Below are 22,188 nucleotides of genomic sequence, written 5' to 3' on the forward strand. Positions count from 1 at the left end.
TGCCGGAGGAGGTAATAAGGTGTGAGAATATCCTCCAATAGGGGACTTTTTTCTTCACGAAAATATCGAGGCTGAATGTCTGGGAAGAGAAGCCGACACCGCAGTGAAAGCACCGAAAGCGCTGAATCCTGCCGAAAAGTCGGGAAGAGTAGCTGCCGTTTCTTACATACCAGGCAGCAGTTTTTGTGGATAGATAATGGTTCCTGCACTCCTTGTTGGGACAGAAAGGGGGATGAAACATTATAAAAACTCCTTTTTTTCAGTGGTTCTACTGCTAAATACCAGCAGAACAAGGAGTTTGCTTCAGATCATCCCCACGGTTCGGGACACTACACAAAGCTTTCACTCTTCCAGGGCACTTCCACAAGCTTAAGCAGCCGTGAAAACAGGCAGTGTACCTGGAAACAGCTTCAGCGAATCAGGATTCAGCATAAAAGCAGTTTTCAGATCTGCCCCCGCAAAAAAAACTTGACAGATACCGCATATCGTTCAACAATACAATAAATATTAAACTGTTAAACTAATTCACCATTACTCCAGCTTAGGAGGCAGCATGAGAAGGAACTGGTACCGCATCGTCCTGGCGATTTCGGTGGTAGTACTGTGGTTATTATTGACCCGCCCGGTAACAGGGCAGGAACTTACAGCCGGTCTGATACTGGCACTGATTCTGGCGCTGAGCCCCCTTCCGGGTTCAAAAGTATACGGCGAAATCAGCCTTGTGCCGAAAAAGATACTCGCGTCCTTTGTATATCTCATTATTTTTCTGGCCGCAGTTTTTAAATCCAATATCGATGTCGCGCTGCGTGTTTTAAGCCCCAGGCTCCCGATAAATCCCGGGATCGTGCGGGTAAAAACCCGCTTGCGGAGTGCCCTCGGCCGGATGGTTCTGGCCAATTCCATTACCCTGACACCCGGTACCATAACCGTCGATATCCGCGACGACGACCTGTTCATCCACTGGATCAACATTCAGTCCACCGACGTCCAGGAATCTACTCAGAAAATCGTCAGTGATTTTGAACGTCATTTGGAGGTGATCTTTGGCTGATCTTATTCTTTTTGTCGCCGGCATCATTGTCCTGGCTGCCCTGGTGCTTGCCTTTGTCCGCTTTCTTGCCGGCCCCGATTATATGAACAGAGTGGTGGCCTTCGATGCCCTGACGATCATGTCGCTCTCGGTAATCATCATGCTGTCCCACTACCTGGAACGTACAGCCTATCTTGACGTTGCCCTGGTATACGCGCTCCTCAGCTTTCTGGGAGTAATTGCCGTAGCCCGTTTTTCGGAAAAGGAGCTCTAGAATGACTGAAATTATCGGAGCTTTACTGGTTTTGGCGGGTGCACTTTTTCTGTTTCTTGCCGCTCTGGGGCTTATCCGCATGCCGGATGTCTACAACCGCATGCAGGCGGGTACAAAAGCGACCACTCTGGGCAGCATGCTGATTTTCATCGGTTTCAGCCTTTACAACCCCGGACACTGGCAGAAGTATCTGCTCCTGATTCTCTTCATCTTTCTGACAAACCCTCTCTCGTCCCATGCTCTGGCCCGGGCGGCCCACTTCAGCGGAATCCCGGCGCTTCTGGAAAAGTACGGATCACCGGAAACCCGACGGGACGACCTCCGCGAGGCCGGAGATCCCGAACAAGGAGGTGTCCGATGATACATGCTGTACTGATTGTTTTTTCCCTGATGATGCTGGCTTCTGCCCTGGCCGCGGTACTGCTCAAGGACGTGACTGGATCGATAATCGCTGCGGGGGTTGTTTCCCTCCTGGCCAGTGTGCTGTACCTGATTTACGGTGCCCCGGATGTCGCCATGACCGAGGCGGCCATCGGGTCCGCCCTTACCACCGTTGTGTTCCTGATCGCCTGGGGCAGAATCAAGGGCGGGGAAGTTGACCAACCGGCAAACAGGGGGTCCAGCAATGATTAAACGCATGAGCGTTCTGGTCCTTATGGTGCTGCTGGCCCTGGTGTTCTTTCCGCTGATATCCGGGATGCAGGACAGGGCTGAAATAGGGAAGCTCGCCACGGCTTACCTGGAACAGGGGGTTGAGGATCTGAACGCCGCCAACCTGGTTACCTCTGTTATTGTCAGCTATCGCGGTCTGGACACCCTGGGGGAAGTTACGGTACTTTTCGCCGCCGCGGCGGGTATCGCTCTGGTGTTTTCCCGTAAAAACGAAAGGCGTGAAAAAAACCATGATGAACGCAGAGAACCCTCGGAACTTATTAAAACCGGTGCGGGGTTTCTGCTGCCTCCCATTTTCATCTTCGGTATCTATATCTTCCTGCACGGACACCTGACTCCCGGAGGAGGCTTTCAGGGAGGAGTAATAATCGCCTCGGGCGTTTTCTACGCCCTGGTGGCTGGGCTCAGGGAGGAACTCTCCCATGGCCTGCTTTCCGCGCTGGAAATGATTTCCGGTGCCGGCTACGTGGCCATGGGGCTGCTGGGGCTCTGGCTGGCCGCCGGTTTCCTGGACCCCCGATTTCTTCCTGCAGGAGAGTTCGGCAGCCTCTTTTCCGCCGGCGCCATACCGGTGATCTATACCCTGATCGGCGTCAAGGTCGGGGCCGAACTGTCGGGGGTAATCGATACCATGAAAAGGAGCCGCCCATGAGCACCCAGCTCTTGACTCTGCTGGCGCTGCTTTTGATGGGGATCGGGGTTTTCGGTCTCCTCTCCCGGCGCCATATCATGAAGATCATCGTAAGTTTTTCGCTGCTGGATACGGGAATCCATATCCTGCTCGTGGCAGTGGGATACCGCTCACAGGGGACGGCCCCGATTTTTGATGCGGACCTGACGGTTCGCGAGGGGCTGGCCAGGGCGGTGGACCCGGTTCCTTCCGCTCTGGTCCTTACGGCCATAGTTATAGGACTGGCTGTTACGGCGCTGATGCTCAGTTTCGCCGTTAAGATCTATCAGCGCAGAAAAACTGTCCATGTGGACAAAATAAGGGAACTCAAATGGTAAATCCTGTTATCTTCATCGCGGCTCTGCTGGGTTTTGCCTTTATCTATCCCCTGGCGGAAACCATCGGAAGAACCTTTGCCCGGGGTATCGCGCTTATCGTTATGGCGTTTTTCGCTCTGGCAGCAGTCTCATGGCTGCTGACGCTGGCCTCCGGCGCTCCGGTGATCGAAACGGGGACCGCCGGCTTCAGCGCTCCCCTCTCCATCAACCTGGCCGTTGGCGTACCCGAGGCTGCGGCCCTGACGGCCGTCTTTCTTGCCGGATTCGGCGCCCTGTTCCATCTGCTGTTCCGTGAGCAGGACCCCTGGCAGGGAAAACGGGTTGTTCTCTTTTTTATTCAGATGCTGGGAGCCGCCGGCCTGATCTTGACCCGGGATATCTTTAACCTCTTTGTTTTTATGGAGATATCCTCCTTAAGCCTCTTCGGCCTTCTGAGCACTTCCCGGGACGAACGGATTTTCGAGGGCGGCTTCAAGTACATGGTCGCTTCGGGACTGGCCTCAGCCTTTTTTCTGATCGGGGTCGCCCTTGTATACCGGGAAGCCGGAACCCTCAGTATCGACGGTATAATCGAAGCCCGGGACAGACTGCAGGGATTCAGCGCGAGCATGGGACTCCTGCTGCTTCTGACCGGGGTCCTGATCGAACTGAAACCCGCGCCGGCCAACGGCTGGGCCCTGGACACCTACGAAGCCGCCGATCACGGCATCGGTTCCATGATGAGTGCCGTCGGCGCCACCGCCATGGCCATGGTTCTCTTTAAAGTTCTGCCGATTTTTTCCTCACCGGCCCTCCCGGTTTTTAAACTCCTGGTAATCGCGGGGGCCGGTTCCTTTCTTATCTCCCAATTCGGCGCCCTGCGCCAGGAATCCTACAAACGTATGCTTGGCTACTCTTCGACGGCCCAGATTTCCCTGGTCGTCATGATTGCCGGGCTTACACCGGTCCTGCAGCATCCCCTGCGGGGATCCCTGCTTACAAGCCTCGCTGCCTTTATACCGGGCGGTGGGCCCGCTGCGGGAACCACGGCCATCGTCCTTCTTCTGCTGGTCAACCATGCCATGGCGAAGGCCGGTCTTTTCTGGATCGGCGGGGCCCTGAAAACCGCCGATACCGGCGGCGGCCCGATACTTCCCGCCTCCCTGCGCGGCCGGCCGGTTCTGCTGACCCTGCTTGGGATTTTCGTCGCCGCCCTGATCGGTCTGCCCCCCTTCCCTGCCTTCTGGGCAAAATGGTCGCTGATCATGGCTCTGGGACAGAGCGACTCCATTCTGGTAATGGCGCTTATACTGGCCGGATCCCTGGCCGAGGCAGTCTATCTGCTGCGCTTCTTTGTTATGAGCGCGCGCTCTTCGCAGGACACAGCGGATATTCTGGAAGAGACTATCCCCGGCGACTTCGAGGGAGAGCCCCCGGTCTACGATGCGGGGGTCGAAATCGGTCCCGGCGGAGCGCCGCAGACCGGACTTGCGGGTAATGCCAAAGAGGCGACAGCGTATGTTCCCGGCTCCTTTGTAAGCGGCGGGGTGCCCGCGCTGCTGGCCGCAGCGGTCCTGACGCTGCTGGGCGCGGGCTGCGCTCTGGCCGCCGGGGTTTCCACGACAATCCTCCTTCCCTTCGCGGCCCTGGTCCTTTTTGCCCTGCTGGACCTGCTGCGCTTTCCGGTCAGGCTGCAGCTGCCTGCGGCCATGACAGTAATCGGCCTCTACGGCTGGTATCTGCTGCCCGACCTGGAAGGGATGCGCCAGCTGTTCGCCCTGATGTTTATAGCCGGTTCCCTGGTACAGCTTGTCGCCTTCATGAACCGCAGGGGCCGGGAACCGGGGACCGCCGCGCTGCTTACGGCCCTGATCCTCTCCCTGGGGGCGCTGACGGTGAGCGTCTCAAACCTCGATCTTTTTATAAGCTGGGAGACCATGACCCTGACATCCTTTCTTCTGATTCAGCGGGGGCGCCGGGCCGCGGCAGGAGCCCTCTGGTACATTAGCTGTTCCCTGGGCGGGGCCTATCTGCTCCTGAGCGGGCTCGCCCTGCTGGGAGAGGGGACATTTGTTACCGCTGCAGGAACAGCGCCGTCAGCGGCAATCCTGATTGCGTTGGGACTGCTTGTTAAACTCGGAGCCCTGGGACTCCACATCTGGCTGCCTGTCGCTTATGCCGAGGCCGAGGATGATTTCTCAAGTTTGATTTCGTCGGTGCTGAGCAAGGCGGGGCTCTTTGTCCTTTTTCTGGGGGCGGGCTTTTTTACCCCGCTGGTGTTCGGCGGCGCCGCTTTTTCCGGAATCCCCTTGAGCACCCTGATCGGCTGGTTGGGAGTCGCCACGGCCCTTGCCGGCGCGATGATGGCCCTGTTTCAGGAGGACATCAAGTACGCCCTGGCCTACTCCTCCATGGGTCAGGTGGGTTACATGGTGCTGACCTGGGCGGCCATGAGCCACCTGGGGTGGATAGCCAGCCTTTACCTTGCTGTCACCCACCTGATGTTCAAGGCCATGCTCTTTCTGGCCGTGGCCGGGGTAATCTACCGTACCGGAACGCGGCTCATGTACCAGATGGGGGGGCTCATTAAGCGCATGCCCCTGAGCTTTATTTCGGTCCTCTTCGCCATAATAGCCCTCTCCGGGGTGCCCCCTCTTACGGGTTTCGGCGCCAAATGGCTCATGTACTCGGCACTGATCGAGAAAGGCTGGTATCTGCAGGCGGGGCTTGCCATGTTCTCTTCCGGGGTCGCCTTTCTGTACCTGTTCCGGCTGATCCATTCCATTTTCCTCGGCCAGCGAAAACCGATCTACCACGACATCAAAGAGGCCCCGGCCTGGTTTATTATCCCCCAGATGATCTTTCTGGTTGTGGTATTCGCCTTCTCCATGTTTCCAAAGATCCTGATTGTTCCCCTGCAGAAGGTCATAGAGCCCTACTTCAGCTCCTCCGTCGTATGGGAGGGCTACAGTGTCATCTCCAGCCTGGGCTACTGGAACGGCAGCGCCGTCATGTACGTGACCATCGGCGTCTTTATCGCCCCCCTCCTGTGGCTGCTTCTCACCAAAGGCCGGGTCTACAGGGTGGAGCAGTTCAACATCGTCTACGCTGCGGAACGGCCCTACAAGCCGGAAACCACCCACTATGCCTATAACTTCTTCGGACACTACCGGAAAGCCCTGGGATTTCTGGTGGATCCGCTGGTTCGACGCTTCTGGCAGGGAACGGCGGAGGCCGCCGGCCAGATTTCAGGGGCCCTGCGGCGCATCAATACCGGAAATACCCAGACATACAGCCTGCAGATACTGGTCTATTTTCTGCTGGCCTACCTGATTACGCGAGGTGGCTTCTGATGGCAACTGCGATACTGACCAAGGCGTTCTACACCCTGATCTCGCTCTTCGTGATCCTCAACTACGGGCTTATCCTGATGGGAACCATGGCCCGGGTCCGGGCGAAGGTGCAGGGGCGCATAGGACAGCCCTTTTATCAGCCCTATATCGACATGATCAAGAACAGCGCCAAGCGGACGGGAATCACCCACGGGGTGATGTTCTTTCTGGGACCCGTCTTCCGGCTGGCCGGCGGACTGGGGACCTACCTCTTCATTCCCGTTATTTTCGGTTCCGCGGTTTTCGCGAACTTCAGTTTCTCCGGTGACCTGCTGCTGGTCATGTATTTTATATTCTTCGGACAGCTCGGGATGGCCCTGGGGGCCGGAGAGAGCGGGCATCCCTTCAGTCCCATCGGGGTCTCCCGGGGACTGGCCCAGATGACCGCCTTCGAACTGCCCTTCAGCCTGGCGGTAATCTCCCTGGCGGCCCAGTACCAGACACTGTCGATTACCGGGATCGTCGCCGCCCAGCAGGGGGGCTTCCAGAACTGGGCGGCCTTTACCAATCCCCTGGCTATGGCCGCCGGCATGCTGGCCTTTCTGGGCATGAGCATGAACAACCCCTTCAGCGTGGTTGTCGCCCCTCAGGAGATCCCCATCGGTCCGCCGACGGAGATGCAGTCCGGCTTTCTGGGTATGCTGCAAGCTAACCGGGCGATCTTCAACGGCGCCAAGATGGTCCTCTTTATGAACCTCTTCTGGGGGGGAGCGGCCCATCCGAACATCTTTATCGCCATCCTGATCATGGTGGCCAAGACCTTTCTGATCTACCTCTACGTGGTAATCGTGGGGGTCAGTTTCCCGCGGTTTAAAACCCATCAGTCGATCCGCTTTTTCCTGGGGGTACCTACCCTGCTGGGTCTGGCGGCAGTAATTCTGCAGATGCTATAGGAAAAAGGAGTTCCAACAATGAGCGACACTAAACAGATCGATACAGCCGTTGCACCGGTAAAGAATCCTGATCCCCGTACGGTATCCGTCCGGCCGATGGAGACGGACGCCGTGGCAGCGGAACAGATTCGTCTCTTTACCGAAGAGGGCAGACTGGCCAACGACGGTCTTGCCGACAGCGACCGGCCGAATTTCTGTGACCAGCCGCCGGAGGTAATCAAACCCTTCAAGGGAGCCTGGGAGAAATTCCTGAACTGGGCCAGGAGCGAGTCCCTCTGGATCCTGGGATTCGGGACCGGATGCGGCGCCATAGAGCTCCGTCCCCTGATGACCAGCCGCTTCGATATGTACCGCTTCGGCATACAGCCCCGTCCCACTCCAAGGCAGTCCAGTGTCTTTATTATCGGAGGTTATGCTTCGGTAAAGACGATGAAGCGCATCGTCCGCAGCTACGAACAGATGCAGGGGCCCAAGTTCGTAATCGGCCTGGGAAGCTGCACCATCAACGGCGGCATGTACTGGGACAGCTACAACACGGTCAACCGGCTGGACCACTATATTCCGGTGGACATCTACATCGCCGGCTGCATGCCCCGCCCGGAAGCCCTGCTGGCGGGCTTCCAGAAGCTGAAAAGGATGATAAAGGAAGGCCGCTGCGAGGGGGCCAACAAATACGCGGAGAACTTCGCCTGGTATAAAGCAAACCAGAAGCGGATCATCAAAGACTGGAACATGCCGGACTACAACTGGTAAGGAACAAAGGGAAGGAATATGAGTATGAACGATAAAGCAGCACAGCTGACGGCCCCCGACGCGGTCAGAACGGTGATTGACGCGCTTTTCCTGCGTTTCGGCGTCTCGGGGCTGGAGGAAAAAAATGCGTACCAGGCCTTTTTGCGGGTCGAAAAAGACGAGGCGGTATCCGTCATTACACATCTTAAGGAGATCGCCGCCTACACGCACCTGTCGTTTTTGACCGCCGTGGACCAGATCGAACGCGGCAAATTCGAGCTTCTCTACATGCTTCACAGCTATGAGAAGAACCACGACCTGGGAATCATCGTCGATGTGGACAGGGAAAACAGCGAGATGGACAGTATTCACCATCTCTGGCCGGCGGCGGAGACCTATCAGCGGGAACTCAGGGAGATGTACGGCGTTATCTTTCCCGGCAGCCCCCGGCTCTACGAAGACTTTGCCCTGGAGGGCTGGGAGGAACTGCCCCCCATGCGGCGGGACTTCGACACAAAAGAGTACAGCGAAAAAACCTATTACGCCCGTCCCGGCCGCTCGAGTACCGATACCCGGGAACACATGAAGAAGAAACTCTACCCCAGCGAGGCGGAAACATGGTAAAAACAGGCAACACCGGGGTCAGCGATCTCGCTACCCGCAACAGCGCCCATATAAACGACAATCCCCGCATGCCGGAAATCGTAAACGGAAAGAGCCGCTTTAACCTGGAGAGCGGAAAGTACCTGAAGGTCTGGCAGGGGCCCCAGCATCCCGGAATTACCGGGAACATGAGCCTTGAGCTTACCATCTGCGGCGACGAAATCGTGGAGTGCAAGACCCATGTGGGTTACCTGCACCGGGGCTTCGAAAAACTGATGGAACGGCGCAAGTATATTCAGTGCTTTCCCATCGTCTGCCGCATCTGCGTGCCCGAGCCCGATTTTAACGAGTACCTCTTTGCCGCCACGGTGGAGGAACTGGCCGGAATTACGATCCCCGAACGGGCAGTATGGATCCGGACCCTGAACCTTGAGATGGCCCGGCTTGCCAGTTTCCTCATGTGGATCGGCGGCCAGGCGGGGGCCTTCGGCATGGGGACCTTAGGACAGTGGACGGTAACCCTGCGGGACTACGTGCTGGACCGTTTCGAAGAGCTCAGCGGCGGCCGGATCTACCACATGTACATGATTCCCGGGGGCGTCCGCGCCGATTTTCCCGAAGGCTTCCGGGAACGCCTCCTGGAGACCCTGGAGACCGTGGAAAGCACCCTCAAGGACATCGAACTGGCCATGTTCAGCAACGGGGTATTTAAAAAACGGGCCGTCGGACTGGGGGTAATCGCCCCGGAGATCGTCGACCAGTTCGGCATTACCGGCCCCAACGCCCGGGCGGCGGGCTTCAAGCGGGACACCCGCAAGGACCGCCCCTATCTGGTCTACGACCGGCTTGATTTCGAGGTCATTACCGCCACCGGGTCCGACGCCTACAGCCGGGCCGTGGTACGCCTGAAGGAGACCTTCCAGTCCATCGACCTTATCCGGCAAATTCTGGAAAAAATGCCCCAGGAGGGGCCCTTCTTTACCAAACTCCCCAACCCGCTGCACTGGAAAGTCCCGGCGGGCCAGATCTACCTGAAAGCCGAGTGTACCCGGGGAGAGTACGGCTACTACCTGAACTCCGACGGGGGAGACAAACCCCGGAGGATCTATGTTCGGGGTCCCAGTTATACCCACGCGGTGGCGCTCATGGAGCACCTCTCCATCGGCTGCGATATCGCCGATACGGCGGGGCTGATGGTTTCGCTGCATACCTACCCCCCAGAGGTAGAGAGATAAAAGGCAGGAAGGTTCAGTATGAGTCTGAAAGATTTAGCGGCCCCCTTTACCGTATGGAAGAGGGCCTTCGAAAAACCCTATACCCAGATCAAGCCCATCGAAGAGCGTCCGGGAGCGGAGCGCTACCGGGGCTTTCACATCAACGACACGGACAAATGTATCGGCTGCGGCACCTGCGAATCGGTGTGCCAGAACGAAGCCATCGACCTGGTGCCCGTTACAGAGAGGGAGACCAGGCATGGAGATTCGGGATTGCGGCCGAAGATCGACTACGGACGCTGCTGCTGGTGCGCCCTCTGCGTCGACATCTGTCCAACGAGCTCCCTGGGCATGAGCAACGAGTATATCTGGATCGACGAAGACCCGGAGGTTTTCCGCTTTGTGCCCGGAGAGGATGAGACATCCTGGCAGACGAGCGACAAGGGCTACCGCCGGGCCGAAGGTTACGAGCTGCTGGAAGGGGAACGGGTGCCCATGCCGATGCTCTCCTTCGAGGAGAGCCGGAAGAGCTTCGTCGAGATGGTGCAGGGCTACAGCAGGGAACAGGCCATTGCCGAGGCGGACCGCTGCGTTGCCTGCGGGATTTGCATCGCCACATGTCCCGCCCACATGGATGTTCCCGCCTACATCGACGCCATCCGCCGGGACGACATGGAGGATGGTTTGAGGATCGTCTATCAGGCGAATCCCCTGCCCGCCTCCTGTGGCCGGGTCTGTTCCCACGCCTGCGAATACGTCTGCGCCGTAAAGCACAAGGGAGAGGCGCTTTCCATCCGCTGGCTCAAGCGCTACATCGTGGACCAGATCTACCTGGGAGACTACAGGGGGGTACTGGAAAGCGCGGAGAATCAGAACGGTAAAAAGGTCGCCGTTATCGGTTCCGGTCCCGGCGGACTTGCCGCGGCATACTATTTGAGACTCCTTGGCTACGAGGTTCGCATATTCGACGCCAACGAAAAAGCCGGAGGCATGCTGCGCTACGGAATCCCCGAATACCGGCTGCCCTACGACCAGGTGGATAAGGACATCGAATACATCCGCAGTCTGGGGGTAGAGATCCACCAGAATGTCAGGATCGGCGTCGACATTCCCTTCCGGGAGATTTACGACGACAACGACGCGGTTTTCTTTTCCACCGGTCTTACCGACCCCTACGGCCTGGACATTGCCGGCGAAGATCTGCCGGGGGTCATTTCGGGACTGAAAATACTGGACGATGTGACCGACGGCAGGGATCCGGAGGTCGGAAAATCTGTTGTTGTCGTGGGTGGAGGAAATGTGGCCATGGACGCTGCCCGTACAAGCCGCCGTTACGGCGCCGAGGTTACGATCCTCTACCGTCGACGGGAAGAGGACATGCCAGCCGACGAGGAGGAGATCCACGAAAGCCGGGGGGAAGGCTGCCGGCTGCTTACCCAGGCGATCCCCCTGCGCCTGGAGAAGGGGGAGACTACCCGCCTCAAGCTCTACTGGGGCAAAGCGGAGATGATCCCCGATCCTGAGGGGGGACGGCCCCGGCCGCAGCTGATAGAGGGCAGCGAGGAGATGATTGAATGCGACACCGTCATACCCGCCATCGGACAACAGGCGGATTATGCCTTCCTGCCGGAGGAGATTTCCGCTAAAATCAGTTTCAAACGCGGCATGGTCCAGATAAACGAGTACCGTCAGACAGGAGACACGAAAATCTTCGCCGGCGGAGACATCGCCAACCGTAAGCGCGACGCTATCAGCGCCATCGCCGACGGCCATTCTGCAGCCAAGGGGATCGACATCTTTTTAACGACCCCGGGGAAAAATTAAGAGTCGCCGGCATGGAGAACAAGCCCTCCATGCCGGCGGGGAGTTCGGGAAACGAGGATTATGGATACAATCGACATGACGGCGGATGCCGGATTGAAAAGCCGAATCAGGGAAATTAAAAACCGTTTTACCCAGGTCAGATGTAATGAAGTACAGCAGCTGCTGAATACGATGGCGAATCCCGTCCGTTTCCATATCCTCTGCGCCCTCAGGGTCCAGCCCTTCACAGTTACCGAGCTGGTGGAAATCTCCGAGGCAAACATATCCAATGTCAGTCAGCAGTTGAAGATGATGTGGATGGCGGGATATCTGGCAAAAGAAAAAAAGGGGAAGCAGGCCTACTATCGGCTGGCAAGCGACAGAATCGACAGGATTGTGGGATTCCTGGAAGATCTTTTTCCGGAGAACCGGCAGGAGGAGTGCGGCTGCGAGGATTGAATCGCCCCGAACTCTCCATGATATAGAAAGAGCAATACATTATATTTTTTGTCATATTTCTTGACTTAGCCCTGCACCAGGTTCATTTTATACAGCATGACGATTGAAAATAGTGGAGGATTCCATGAAAAAAGTCTGTATAATCGGTGCCTCCGGTAAGCTCGGACGCTACATGGTCGCCCAGGCACTGGAGAGGGGATATGCTGTGACAGCGGTCTGCCGCCCGGAAAGTATGGAAAAACTGGCGGATTCCAAGGACACAATCCATATAATCGGCGGCAGAACCAACGATCGGGATATTATCCGCAGGGCCGTTGCAGGCTGCGACGGCGTTCTTTGCGTTCTCGTTCCCTGGGGAAGAGACACCTACTCATCCGGTACCGCCCAGGCCGTACTCGACAATGCCGATCCCAATGACAGGCTGGTGTTCTCCAGCGGCTGGCACATCTCCCGGGACGGCAGGGATATCTATTCAAAGAAATTCTTACGGATGCTCAGGTTTGTGAGCTGGATTACCCGTCTTTTGGGGCTGATCGATATACGGGATCAGGAAGAGGCCTGCCGTCGCATCTTTGCGAGCGACAGCCTGTGGACGCTGGTACGCGGCAGTGATCTCGAAGAGGGAGAAAGTGAAGGGCTCCCGGTCTGGAGCCGACATGTGGGAGACCCAATTCTGCAAAGTAATATTACCCGTCGCATCGATTTCGCCCTGTTCATGGTTGACGCCCTTACCAGGCCTGAACTGATACATGAGGCTCCGGCTATCGTCAGCCGCCTTTCCCCATCCGCCCTTGCCCATGGAAGAGAGGAGACTGCCTGACCGGCCTGTATTCGAGGATCTATCATTTGAAAAACATATAAGGAGTGAAATTGTGGAAAACACAGGTTCATTACGGCGCTACGGCATTATTGCAGGGGTAGGATACATTCTCTTGTTTGTGCTGGCAATCTTCGCCAATTTTGTAGTACGGGAGGGTTTGATTGTCGCCGCAGACGCGGCACAGACCGCCGTGAACATCCGCGGGTCGGAAGGTCTGTTCCGGACGGGCATTGTGAGTTTTATGCTGGTGTTTCTGATCGATGTCCCGGTTGCCTGGGCTCTCTATGTGCTCTTCAGCCCGGTAAACCGGAATCTCTCCCTGCTTTCTGCCTGGTTCCGGATAGTTTATACCGTATTCCTGGGGGTCGCCCTGATCTTCTTTTTCCAGGCCCTTCAATTGTACAGTAACGCTGAATTTCTTCGGGTCTTCACCGAGGAGCAGCTGAATGCCCAGGCTTTGACAGCCTTGAATCTGTTCAATTCGACCTGGCTCATCGGGCTTTTAGCCTTCGGAGTCCATCTGGTTATAGCTGGGGTACTGTTGATCAAATCCCGGTGGACCGTTCCCCTCCTCGGGTACATCGTCATGATCTCCGGGATCACCTATGTAATCGATACAGCAGCGCATTCGCTGCTTGCCAACTACGCCGACTACGCCATGGTGTTGCTGGTTATCGTCGCGGTTCCTTCCATACTGGCGGAAGGATGGTTCGGCCTCTGGCTGCTGATTAAGGGCGGAAAGAACATTCAGGCAATGCCGGAGTAATCAGTTCTTCATCCCCGTCATGACGATGCCCTCAACAAAGTAGCGCTGTCCGATAAGGTAAAAAACGATACCCGGGACAAAGGACATGCAGGTTGCCGCCATGAGCTTGGACCAGTCGGTTCCCAGGGAACCCTTGAACTGCTGAAGTCCCAGGGCAATGGTGTATTTTTCCAGGGAGTTGATATAGACCATCTGCTGCATCAGGTCGTTCCAGAGCATGATGAACAGAAGAAGAGCAACCACAATCATGGCGGACTTGATGGCGGGGATTATGATGCTTACCAGGATGCACAGGGGGCCTGCCCCGTCGATTGTGGCTGCCTCGTCCAGCTCCCGGGGAATGGTCTTGATGAACTGGCGGATGAGAAAAATATTGAAGGCGCCGCCACCGCAGAAGTGGGGAAAAATCAAGGGCAGGTAGGAATCCACGACCCGGAGTCCTCTGGTCCACATGATATACAGAGGAACCAGGGTTACCACCGTCGGCACCAGCATGGAACCGACACAGAGGGAAAAGAGCAGATTCTTCCCCCGGAAGCGCAGCCTGGCAAAGGCATAGCCCCCCATGGTGGCGGTAATCGTACCCCCGATAACCGAAGGGAGAATAATCGTCATCGTATTCGCAAAGTACCTGAAGAAGGGAAAGTACTTCATGGTTTCCCTGTAGTTGCTGAACAGCCACCTGTCGGGGAAAAAATCCGGGGGATAGGCGTAGAGCTCCTTGTTGGTCATAAGGCTCGAGCGGAACATCCACCACACCGGAAGCAGTACAAGGGCACCCAGAATAATCAGGATGACGAGGGTTGCGGCATTCGCGGCTTTCTCCTGCCGCCTGCGGCTCCTGATACCTTTAGCGCTGAAACTTAATCCCTGAAACCCCATTAATGACTGTCTCCTTCGTAGAATATCCAGCTTTTACTGGTGGCGAACAGAATGATGGTAAAAACCGAAATCAGTGCGAAAAAGACAAAGGCAATTCCGCAGGCGTACCCCAGCTGGTTGCTGATAAAGGCATAGCGGTACATAAGATAGGTCATAAAGGTAGATGAGTTTCCCGGACCCCCGTTGGTCAGGGCAAGGGCGGGAATAACGACCTGCATGTTGGTAATCAGGGCCATCATCAGGTTGTAGAAGATAATCGGCGACATGCAGGGGACGGTTACATGACGAAAACGCTGCCAGCCGTTGGCTCCGTCTATCTCCGCCGCATCGTGATACACCTTGGGAACGTTCTGAAGTCCCGCGAGAAAAATTACTATAAGATTTCCGGAGAGCCACACTGCAATAAGCGCCAGGGACAGAACAACATACCTGGAGTCGGCGATAAACCTGATCTTCTCGATGCCGAGCCCGGTGAGGATATAATTGAAGAGCCCGAAGTTGGCTTCGTAGAGCCATGCCCAGCCCAGGAAAACCGCCATGGCCGGCAGAACATAGGGCAGGTAGAATACCGCGCGAAAGAAGCCTCTCGCCGGGACCCTCCGGTTCAACAGCATGGCAATAAAGAGAGAGTAGATCATACTGCCGGTAACCGCCAGGAAGGAGAAATATATGGTAACCTTTATGGAATCCTTGAAGAAGGGATCCGCGGTAAAGAGCCGGATGTAGTTTTCCAGGTCGATAAAAACCGGATCCGGAGCTCCCTTCCCCCATTTGAAAAAACCCAGCACAAACATGCTCGCGAGGGGCAGGTAGGTAATAAAGACCAGACCGACAATCGATGGAGCCAGGCAGATCCAGGCCGCCCTCGATTCAGCCTTCAAAGTTTGGTTTGAAAATCCTGCACTCGTACTCAGTAGACGCATGTATTTATCCTCGGTATCACCCTAAACTCGAAGGGAAGCGCCCGGATTGAGCGAACGCTTCCCTATCACGTCAGGCCTGTGCCCGATCATCACAACAAACCGGGCTTGCCGCTTATCTTTTAGAGAATCAGCCGTCTCCCCTGAAGGCCGCGACCAGGCTCGTATATCCATCGTCAATGGCTTCTTCCGCCGTCTTTGCCCCAGTCCAGACATCTCCCAGCAGGGAACCCAGGAGGGTGTTGAAATCGACGGTGTTGTTTACATAATACCATGCCGTCGATCTGGAATATTCCCGTGCATAGTCGACAACCGCAGGCTTATACTCCTCGTAGGGAGGAAAGTTCGGGTTATCTATCCACTTTCGTATGAGATCTTCATCGGTGTACCACTTTTCAAGAACCGGCATCCAGATACCCGCTTCAATCAGGGCCCAGCTGTTTTCTTCTCTGGAATACCATTTTACCCACTCCATGGCCTCTTCGGGATTCTCGGACTGGCTGAAGACCACGTTCGGGCCGCCGGTACAGATTGTGACCTTCTCCTTCATGTAGGGCAGAACGGCTACACCATAATTGAGGCCCTCTTCCCGGGCAGAGGCAAGGCAGGTACCCACGTTCCACGCGCCGTTTGTTGTCATGGCGCAGGTTCCGGCGATAAGGGAACGCTGCACACCGTCATCGGTAAGCCCCGCAGAAAGAGGAGCAACGTTGTGAACCAGGTGAAGGTCCGCTATCTTCTGGATTGCCTCGACTGCAGCAGGGTTATTTATGTGAACCGAAGATCCGTCTTTACTGTAAAATCCGCTGCCGTTGCTGAGGCACCAGACCTCGAGCTGCCAGGTAAGATTCTCCACCATGCAGCCGTACTGTACGATGTTCATGGGATCAAAAGCGGGGGATTTAGCGTTGTTGCCGTCTGCATCCAGGGTCAGGAGTTTAGCCGTATCCACAAACTCATCCCAGGTCCAGGCGTTCTCCGCATTCACCGGGGGATACTCCACCCCCGCGGCATCGAACATATCCTTGTTGTAGTACAAAACGAGTATTTCATTCGCCGCGGAGTAGGCAACCGGTTTTCCTTCATACTTGAAGGTTATGCTCTCCAGGGGTTTGGAGTCGCCGGATCCGTACATGCCGGAAACATCCGCAAGCAGTCCGTTCTCCGCAAACTGCAGTACCCCCGCTTCGTTCATGATACCGCAATCCGGCAGGGAACGGGCGGTGGCCAGGGTGTTGAGTTTGGTTACGTAGGTGTCGTGGGGAATGGACATGATTTCGACTTCAATCCGGTCCTGGCCGGCATTGAACTTGTCGGCAACGCCCTGAACCGCCGCCCCCTCGTCAGGGGTTCCCCAGTAGGAATAGGTAATCGGGACCTTCCCGTCAGCCTGTTCCGCATCCTGTGAGCCGCCGGCCAACGCCAGGGGGACCATGATCAGACAGAACAGAAAAAGCGTAAACAGTCCTTTCTTCATCATCTTCTCGTACCTTCCTTTCAAAATATTTTACACAACAACCGAAGGGTTGCGTATTTTTCTTTTACAGCCGCTGTTTCTGCCAGACCAGCATTTCCCCCGGGGCTCTGTTACACCACAGGCAATAGGGGACTGCCGTTATTGAAGTCTCTCCCAGGGTAAAGTTGGGGCTTCCGTACAGGGACCCCACCCCGCTTGAAAACCGGAAGCCCGGGTATTCGAGCTTCGGCATATCCCCGGGGAGACAGTCCAGACTCTCTCCCCGGCGGACCCCGGCATCAAGAGCCAGGATAAGAGCAGGCAGGTTATCTCCGTTATCCGCTTCTTCCAGGCAATAGACAAAAGGACCCAGCATAAGGGCGGTTTTCCCGGCATTCTCCCGTACACTGTCACTGGCGGCTACCCACCGGGGGGAGACATGCAGGTCGATCAGGATCTCTCCGGCGGCTACAAGGTCGATGCAGGCATAGGAGTTCCGGATTTCCGGTTCAAAAGCCGAACCGTCCACCTGGAATACAGGATGGTCAGCCCAGGAGGGAACACGAATACACAGGTTGACCGGCCCATCGCTGCTGATCCGAACAGTCCCCCGACGCACAATGTCCGCTTCCATGCTGATTCGCACCGGCCCCTGTCTGCCCTGATGCTCAGCCCGGGAAGAGATAAACTGATGAATACAGAGGGCACCCTCATCCTCGGCATAGATATACTGTCCCAGGGAGGCCAGGGTCCGGGCCACGTTGGTGGGACAGCAGGCTACGCTAAACCATTGCTGGCGTACAGGTTTTACATGGGCCATGGAGGTATGGGGAAGGCAGATATCCGGCCAGACCTCCAGGGGATTGACGTAAAAGTAGCGGAGTCCGTCGGCACTGATCCCTGCAAGAACCGTGTTGCAGAGCGCTTTCTCCACCGTATCGTAAAAAGAAGCGTCTTTGTTGAGGGCCGCCATCCTCTGCCCGAACATCATCAGCCCCACGGAGGCGCAGGTTTCGCAGTAGGCGCTGCCGTTGGGAAGATCATAATCCGTTGTAAAACGCTCCAGGAAACCAGATGAACCGATCCCGCCGGTAATGAACATCTTTTTTTCCGTAACGCTTTTCCACAGAGCCTGGGACGCTTCCGCGAGCTTCGCATCATCACACTCCCGGGCGAGGTCCGCCATGGCGGCGCACATGTAGATGGCCCGGACCGCATGACCTTCTATGCTTCGCTGCTCTACCGGCGGTATATGGGCCTGGGCGTATTTAAGATCAAAATCATCGAGTTCCGGAAAGATTCCCGTATTCTGGATCTGTTTCATCTCCTGGATAAAATAGTTCGGTTCCCTGCCCCGTTGATGGATAAAATAACGGGCAGTCTCCAGATACCGAGGATCCTGTGTAACCCGATACAGCCGGATAAGAGCCAGCTCGATCTCCTGATGGCCGGGATAGCCGTGGAGCTGATTCTCCCCAGGTCCGAAGGTGGCTGCAATCAGATCGGCAAAACGGATCGCTGCGTTCAGGAGCTTTTTAGAACCCGTCGCGTTGAAATAGGCAACTGCAGCCTCGATCAGATAGCCCGCGCAGTAGAGTTCGTGGCCTTCCCGAAGGTTGGACCAGCGCTCCCGGGGTTTGACCAGGGTGTAATAGGTATTCAGATACCCGTCGGGCTGCTGAGCACGGGTAATCAGATCGATCGCCTGCTCCGCCAGAGGAACAAAAGCACTTCCCTTTCCGCTCTCTATACTGTAGGACACTGCTTCCAGCCACTTGTATACATCACTGTCCTGGAACACCGCACCGTAAAACTCTCCGTCCATCTCCCCTGCGGCGATGCGGAAATTGGCGAGGCAGTGGGAACGCTCGGTACCCTGGATCCGGTCGTTCAAGATATCCCACTGATACGGCAGGACCTTTTCTGCAATCATATCGACGTAGTGTCTGAATAGAGGATCGGTGATCTCAACTCTGTTATGACCCAGCGGCCGGTATCCTTTCTGCATCTACCTCAAACTCCTCAAGCTGATGTTAAACGTTTAACTTTCTAAACCAAAACATACCGGAAAACAGTCATTCTGCTCCCCGGATGTTAAACGTTTACTTTCAATGATCATCATACACCTGCCTAATCCCTCTGTAAAGGAATAATTTTAAATTTTTACCGGTGATTTTAATCACTTTGTGGCTTTTGATGTTAAACGTTTATATGATATAGTACAGCATGGCAACAATAAGAGAGATCGCCGACTGCGCGGAGGTTTCCATCGCCACTGTCTCCAAGGTGCTGAACGGTCTGCCCGGTGTGAGCCGTGAGACCCAGGATACAGTAATGGCGGCGGCAAAGCGGCTGAAATATCGACCCAATCTCAACGCCCGGAATCTGAAGATGGGCATGAGCCGTACCCTGGGAATCATTGCCGAGGACCTGACGGTATTCAACACCCCCGGTATAGTCGACGGTATCGGCGTCTGTTGCGAAACCCGGAACTATCACTACATTCTGGGTAACCTGCGCTTCAACAAACGTTTTCACCATGATCCGGGCTACGGTAAGGAGAAAACCGAACTGGTTATGGACATGATGGACGAGATGCTCTCCAAACAGGTGGACGGTATTCTCTACATCGGATGCCACAGCCACATTGTCGCGCCGGTCTCCGAACAGAAGGAGACCCGCTTTGTCTGTGCCTACTGTTTCAGCGAAGATCCGAACATCCCCGCCGTCAACTACGATGACCGGGAAGCAGCACGGAAGGTCGCAGAACTTTTGATCAGCAAAGGACACCGCAAAATCGGAATCATCGCCGGCCCCAAGGACTCCTTGCACACAAACAAGCGCCTTTTGGGCTTCCAGGAGACTCTTTACGAAAAGGACATTCCCTACAATCCCCACCTGACCCGTTACGGCGACTGGGAACGGGACCAGGGATTCGCCAATGCCCCCTCCCTGCTGGCGGAAGGAGTCACCGCAATCTTTACCCAGAACGACCTTATGGCCCTGGGGGTAATAGACTACTGCAACCAGAACGGAATAGAGGTGGGTAAGGACCTGGACCTCATCGGCTTTGACGACCGGGAAATCGCCTCGGTCTGCCGACCGAGCCTTTCGTCAGTCTCGCTGCCCCTTTTCGAGATAGGACACACCGCGGCGGACATCATGCTGGATATGATCGAGAAGGACAGAAAGCCCGAGAGTCACGAGATCCTCCTCGGCTGCAGTATTGTGGAACGGGAATCGACCTCTCCCTGAGTTGTTCCGCCGGATCATTTTAAGTATATTTGCCGGACCATGAATACCCCTACCAAACTTGCCATCCTGGGATGCGGAAAGCTCTCGGGGATTGTCGTCCAGGCCCTCAACAGCGGACTCCTCCCGGAATACCGGCTCGTCGGCCTTTTATCACGATCCAGAAACAGCGCGGAAAAGATGGTGCAGCAACTGCGCGGAGGAAACAGCGATTGCAGGGTCTGCGAAAATCAGGAGGAACTTTTTTCCCTCAACCCGGATTATATCATCGAGGCTGCATCCCCCGCCGCAATGAAGAATATAGCCCTTCCGGCCCTCAGACGGGGAATATCGATCATAAGCCTCTCAATCGGAGCCCTGGCGGACAGAGTCTTTTATGAAGAAGTTCACAGAACCGCGGCGGAGAACAATGCAAAGGTGCATCTGGTCTCCGGTGCCATCGGAGGCTTCGATGTTCTGCGCACGGCTTCTCTGATGGGCCCCTGCAAGGCTTCCATTTCGACGGAAAAAGGTCCCGATTCCCTGAAGGGAACGGAGGTTTATTCTGATTCCCTGCACAAGGAAAGGCGCCGCGTCTTTTCCGGAAATGCGGTCCAGGCCATTGAACTCTTTCCCACCAAGGTAAACGTGGCAGTCGCCGCTTCCCTGGCCTCCGTGGGACCCGAAAACATTGAGGTTTCGGTTACCTCCACCCCGGAGTACCTGGGGGACGATCACCGTATAGAGATATCAAACAGCCAGGTGCGGACGGTAATCGACGTCTACAGCGAGACCGCGGAAATCGCCGGATGGAGCATCGTCAACACTCTGCGCAACCTGGCCTCCCCCATCGTTTTTTAGGCATTTTTGTTCAGATAGTCCTGTATATTCGCCAGGACCTTTTCGCTCAGCCGGTCGAAAGCCTGCATGGTCCGTCCGGTGGAAACCTGTACGCAGAATACGTTGGGATGGTCCAGAAAGCGGGGATCTCCCAGGGCCCCCAGGGTATCGCAGTAACAGCGGTTGTCTCCGTCTATCCAGCGGGAAAAGGGTTCCTCGTCCCAGGCGGGGGAAAGCCCGGTATTGAACAGGATTTTTTTGTTTCCCAGGGCGGAAAACTCCTCCTCATGCAGAAGCACGGTGTTCCTGTTCAGGCAGGCAAAGAGCACCTCGTTTTCCGACAGCAGGTCCCGCAAGGGCAGAAAGCGGTAGCCCTTTTCTGCAGCAGCAGGTTTTTCACTGCGGGCAAAATAGGAGACCTCCGCGCCGAAAAAAGCCATGGCATCGGCGATCATGCCGCCGGATTTTCCAAGACCGATAATGCCCGCTTTAAGCCCGGTGATTTCCCGGGGCACTCCGCTCCAGGGTTTTGCAGGGCTGCCGTCCTTGTTTTTGCCGAAGCCGTGGAGGCAGCGGACCAGCTCGCTTACAACGTATTCCACAACCCCCTCGTCGCCGTAGTCCCGTATGCCGGTAACGGTTATACCCCGCTGACGGGCATAGCGGATGTCAACGTTGGCGCTCTCCTCCGAGTAGAGGGAACAGCACATGCCAATGTAGCTGACCGCCGGACACTGCTCCAGGGCCGCGGCGTTCAGCCGGGAGGTGTAACTCAGAAGAACCGCGTCGGCATCCCCGATACGTCGCGCTATCTCGTTGTCATCGGTGGGGATATCGGGATACTGGATAATCTCTTGTGCGTATTTCTTCAGCTCCTCCTCGGCGGGGGGAGTCAGGCTTACAGGTTCGATTGCCACCAGTTTCTTGAACATGGATACCTCCGTACTGCCCAACTCTACGTGTTTTTATCTATCCTGTCGACCAGGACAAGGAACCCCACTGAAGGTTCATGCATAGCACTTCGCCGATAGGCGATAGTGCAGCACGAGGCTTTTTGCGAAGCAAACCGAAGTGTACGTGCAGGGGGGTGGTGCGCCGATTGTTGTTGTGTATGTGCTGGAACCAGACTTTTTATCATGGTAAAACTATATATTGTTTCGTAACCGTCAATTAAACCCCACCCCTGACAAGAAATCAGAGGGAAATATTCCAAG

At 55.9% G+C, this 22,188-nt stretch carries 22 protein-coding genes and 1 pseudogene; 17 read left to right on the forward strand and 6 right to left on the reverse strand.

What is annotated here, in order from left to right; all coding sequences use genetic code 11:
- Window positions 1–241, reverse strand: a pseudogene (locus tag B4O97_RS19705) (hypothetical protein); the annotation flags it as partial.
- A gap of 312 nt (window positions 242–553) precedes the next feature.
- Here B4O97_RS19705 and B4O97_RS18160 point away from each other — a divergent pair.
- The 15 genes from B4O97_RS18160 to B4O97_RS18230 all read left to right on the forward strand — a co-directional run bounded on the left by B4O97_RS18160 (window position 554) and on the right by B4O97_RS18230 (window position 13,645).
- Window positions 554–1,051: a Na+/H+ antiporter subunit E gene (locus B4O97_RS18160; protein WP_083052940.1), complete on the forward strand. Its 498-nt coding sequence runs from the start codon at window positions 554–556 to the stop codon at window positions 1,049–1,051.
- On the forward strand, window positions 1,044–1,304 hold the full coding sequence (locus B4O97_RS18165) for a monovalent cation/H+ antiporter complex subunit F (protein WP_083052941.1): 261 nt from the start codon (window positions 1,044–1,046) through the stop codon (window positions 1,302–1,304). The genes B4O97_RS18160 and B4O97_RS18165 overlap by 8 nt, the downstream gene beginning before the upstream one ends.
- 1 nt (window position 1,305) lies before the next feature.
- A complete protein-coding gene (gene mnhG, locus B4O97_RS18170) occupies window positions 1,306–1,665 on the forward strand; it encodes a monovalent cation/H(+) antiporter subunit G (protein WP_083052942.1) in 360 nt (119 codons plus the stop codon).
- Window positions 1,662–1,937 (forward strand): Na(+)/H(+) antiporter subunit B, encoded by a 276-nt coding sequence (locus B4O97_RS18175; protein WP_083052943.1) that lies wholly within the window; start codon window positions 1,662–1,664, stop codon window positions 1,935–1,937. The genes mnhG and B4O97_RS18175 overlap by 4 nt, the downstream gene beginning before the upstream one ends.
- Window positions 1,930–2,628, forward strand: coding sequence for a Na(+)/H(+) antiporter subunit B (locus B4O97_RS18180; RefSeq protein ID WP_083052944.1), 699 nt, complete (start codon window positions 1,930–1,932; stop codon window positions 2,626–2,628). Before B4O97_RS18175 ends, B4O97_RS18180 begins: the two co-directional genes overlap by 8 nt.
- Window positions 2,625–2,984 carry a sodium:proton antiporter gene (locus tag B4O97_RS18185; protein WP_083052945.1) on the forward strand — a complete coding sequence of 120 codons (360 nt, stop codon included), beginning with the start codon at window positions 2,625–2,627 and terminating at the stop codon, window positions 2,982–2,984. The genes B4O97_RS18180 and B4O97_RS18185 overlap by 4 nt, the downstream gene beginning before the upstream one ends.
- Window positions 2,978–6,316: a proton-conducting transporter transmembrane domain-containing protein gene (locus B4O97_RS18190; RefSeq protein WP_083052946.1), complete on the forward strand. Its 3,339-nt coding sequence runs from the start codon at window positions 2,978–2,980 to the stop codon at window positions 6,314–6,316. Before B4O97_RS18185 ends, B4O97_RS18190 begins: the two co-directional genes overlap by 7 nt.
- Window positions 6,316–7,248, forward strand: coding sequence for a respiratory chain complex I subunit 1 family protein (locus B4O97_RS18195; RefSeq protein WP_083052947.1), 933 nt, complete (start codon window positions 6,316–6,318; stop codon window positions 7,246–7,248). Before B4O97_RS18190 ends, B4O97_RS18195 begins: the two co-directional genes overlap by 1 nt.
- 18 nt (window positions 7,249–7,266) lie before the next feature.
- On the forward strand, window positions 7,267–8,001 hold the full coding sequence (locus tag B4O97_RS18200) for a NuoB/complex I 20 kDa subunit family protein (RefSeq protein WP_198947099.1): 735 nt from the start codon (window positions 7,267–7,269) through the stop codon (window positions 7,999–8,001).
- A gap of 24 nt (window positions 8,002–8,025) precedes the next feature.
- Entirely contained in the window at window positions 8,026–8,604 is a 579-nt protein-coding gene (locus tag B4O97_RS18205; protein WP_158084392.1) for an NADH-quinone oxidoreductase subunit C, read from the forward strand.
- Window positions 8,598–9,818: an NADH-quinone oxidoreductase subunit D gene (locus B4O97_RS18210; RefSeq protein WP_198947100.1), complete on the forward strand. Its 1,221-nt coding sequence runs from the start codon at window positions 8,598–8,600 to the stop codon at window positions 9,816–9,818. The genes B4O97_RS18205 and B4O97_RS18210 overlap by 7 nt, the downstream gene beginning before the upstream one ends.
- An 18-nt stretch (window positions 9,819–9,836) precedes the next feature.
- Window positions 9,837–11,621 (forward strand): FAD-dependent oxidoreductase, encoded by a 1,785-nt coding sequence (locus tag B4O97_RS18215; protein ID WP_083052949.1) that lies wholly within the window; start codon window positions 9,837–9,839, stop codon window positions 11,619–11,621.
- Window positions 11,622–11,681: 60 nt separating this feature from the next.
- Window positions 11,682–12,059 carry an ArsR/SmtB family transcription factor gene (locus B4O97_RS18220; protein WP_083052950.1) on the forward strand — a complete coding sequence of 126 codons (378 nt, stop codon included), beginning with the start codon at window positions 11,682–11,684 and terminating at the stop codon, window positions 12,057–12,059.
- 124 nt (window positions 12,060–12,183) lie between these two features.
- Window positions 12,184–12,879: an NAD(P)-dependent oxidoreductase gene (locus B4O97_RS18225; protein WP_083052951.1), complete on the forward strand. Its 696-nt coding sequence runs from the start codon at window positions 12,184–12,186 to the stop codon at window positions 12,877–12,879.
- A 52-nt stretch (window positions 12,880–12,931) separates the two neighbouring features.
- Window positions 12,932–13,645 (forward strand): DUF4386 domain-containing protein, encoded by a 714-nt coding sequence (locus B4O97_RS18230; protein WP_158084393.1) that lies wholly within the window; start codon window positions 12,932–12,934, stop codon window positions 13,643–13,645.
- Here B4O97_RS18230 and B4O97_RS18235 read toward each other — a convergent pair whose 3' ends face one another.
- From B4O97_RS18235 to B4O97_RS18250, 4 genes are all read right to left on the reverse strand, one after another.
- Window positions 13,646–14,527, reverse strand: coding sequence for a carbohydrate ABC transporter permease (locus B4O97_RS18235; RefSeq protein WP_083052953.1), 882 nt, complete (start codon window positions 14,525–14,527; stop codon window positions 13,646–13,648).
- Window positions 14,527–15,408 (reverse strand): carbohydrate ABC transporter permease, encoded by an 882-nt coding sequence (locus tag B4O97_RS18240; RefSeq protein ID WP_233143121.1) that lies wholly within the window; start codon window positions 15,406–15,408, stop codon window positions 14,527–14,529. Before B4O97_RS18240 ends, B4O97_RS18235 begins: the two co-directional genes overlap by 1 nt.
- A 169-nt stretch (window positions 15,409–15,577) precedes the next feature.
- Entirely contained in the window at window positions 15,578–16,927 is a 1,350-nt protein-coding gene (locus B4O97_RS18245; RefSeq protein WP_083052955.1) for an ABC transporter substrate-binding protein, read from the reverse strand.
- Window positions 16,928–16,988: 61 nt separating this feature from the next.
- Entirely contained in the window at window positions 16,989–18,911 is a 1,923-nt protein-coding gene (locus B4O97_RS18250) for a glycoside hydrolase family 127 protein (RefSeq protein WP_083052956.1), read from the reverse strand.
- Window positions 18,912–19,129: 218 nt separating this feature from the next.
- Here B4O97_RS18250 and B4O97_RS18255 point away from each other — a divergent pair, with 218 nt between their 5' ends.
- Both B4O97_RS18255 and B4O97_RS18260 read left to right on the forward strand, forming a co-directional pair.
- On the forward strand, window positions 19,130–20,158 hold the full coding sequence (locus B4O97_RS18255; protein ID WP_083052957.1) for a LacI family DNA-binding transcriptional regulator: 1,029 nt from the start codon (window positions 19,130–19,132) through the stop codon (window positions 20,156–20,158).
- A gap of 39 nt (window positions 20,159–20,197) precedes the next feature.
- Entirely contained in the window at window positions 20,198–20,995 is a 798-nt protein-coding gene (locus tag B4O97_RS18260) for an aspartate dehydrogenase domain-containing protein (RefSeq protein WP_083052958.1), read from the forward strand.
- Here the strand turns inward: B4O97_RS18260 and B4O97_RS18265 are convergent.
- Window positions 20,992–21,906 (reverse strand): NAD(P)-dependent oxidoreductase, encoded by a 915-nt coding sequence (locus tag B4O97_RS18265; protein WP_083052959.1) that lies wholly within the window; start codon window positions 21,904–21,906, stop codon window positions 20,992–20,994. The two genes, B4O97_RS18260 and B4O97_RS18265, sit on opposite strands and share 4 nt — an antisense overlap.
- Between the last annotated feature and the right edge of the window lie 282 nt (window positions 21,907–22,188).

It is taken from the genome of Marispirochaeta aestuarii (assembly GCF_002087085.1).
Lineage (GTDB): Bacteria > Spirochaetota > Spirochaetia > JC444 > Marispirochaetaceae > Marispirochaeta > Marispirochaeta aestuarii.

Bases quoted from the DNA above. Each gene is read 5' to 3' on its own strand.
- B4O97_RS18160 (WP_083052940.1), top strand. From the start codon at position 554: ATGAGAAGGAACTGGTACCGCATCGTCCTGGCGATTTCGGTGGTAGTA.
- mnhG (WP_083052942.1), top strand. From the start codon at position 1,306: ATGACTGAAATTATCGGAGCTTTACTGGTTTTGGCGGGTGCACTTTTT.
- B4O97_RS18175 (WP_083052943.1), top strand. From the start codon at position 1,662: ATGATACATGCTGTACTGATTGTTTTTTCCCTGATGATGCTGGCTTCT.
- B4O97_RS18180 (WP_083052944.1), top strand. From the start codon at position 1,930: ATGATTAAACGCATGAGCGTTCTGGTCCTTATGGTGCTGCTGGCCCTG.
- B4O97_RS18185 (WP_083052945.1), top strand. From the start codon at position 2,625: ATGAGCACCCAGCTCTTGACTCTGCTGGCGCTGCTTTTGATGGGGATC.
- B4O97_RS18190 (WP_083052946.1), top strand. From the start codon at position 2,978: ATGGTAAATCCTGTTATCTTCATCGCGGCTCTGCTGGGTTTTGCCTTT.
- B4O97_RS18195 (WP_083052947.1), top strand. From the start codon at position 6,316: ATGGCAACTGCGATACTGACCAAGGCGTTCTACACCCTGATCTCGCTC.
- B4O97_RS18200 (WP_198947099.1), top strand. From the start codon at position 7,267: ATGAGCGACACTAAACAGATCGATACAGCCGTTGCACCGGTAAAGAAT.
- B4O97_RS18205 (WP_158084392.1), top strand. From the start codon at position 8,026: ATGAACGATAAAGCAGCACAGCTGACGGCCCCCGACGCGGTCAGAACG.
- B4O97_RS18210 (WP_198947100.1), top strand. From the start codon at position 8,598: ATGGTAAAAACAGGCAACACCGGGGTCAGCGATCTCGCTACCCGCAAC.
- B4O97_RS18215 (WP_083052949.1), top strand. From the start codon at position 9,837: ATGAGTCTGAAAGATTTAGCGGCCCCCTTTACCGTATGGAAGAGGGCC.
- B4O97_RS18220 (WP_083052950.1), top strand. From the start codon at position 11,682: ATGGATACAATCGACATGACGGCGGATGCCGGATTGAAAAGCCGAATC.
- B4O97_RS18225 (WP_083052951.1), top strand. From the start codon at position 12,184: ATGAAAAAAGTCTGTATAATCGGTGCCTCCGGTAAGCTCGGACGCTAC.
- B4O97_RS18235 (WP_083052953.1), bottom strand. From the start codon at position 14,527: ATGGGGTTTCAGGGATTAAGTTTCAGCGCTAAAGGTATCAGGAGCCGC.
- B4O97_RS18245 (WP_083052955.1), bottom strand. From the start codon at position 16,927: ATGATGAAGAAAGGACTGTTTACGCTTTTTCTGTTCTGTCTGATCATG.
- B4O97_RS18250 (WP_083052956.1), bottom strand. From the start codon at position 18,911: ATGCAGAAAGGATACCGGCCGCTGGGTCATAACAGAGTTGAGATCACC.
- B4O97_RS18255 (WP_083052957.1), top strand. From the start codon at position 19,130: ATGGCAACAATAAGAGAGATCGCCGACTGCGCGGAGGTTTCCATCGCC.
- B4O97_RS18260 (WP_083052958.1), top strand. From the start codon at position 20,198: ATGAATACCCCTACCAAACTTGCCATCCTGGGATGCGGAAAGCTCTCG.
- B4O97_RS18265 (WP_083052959.1), bottom strand. From the start codon at position 21,906: ATGTTCAAGAAACTGGTGGCAATCGAACCTGTAAGCCTGACTCCCCCC.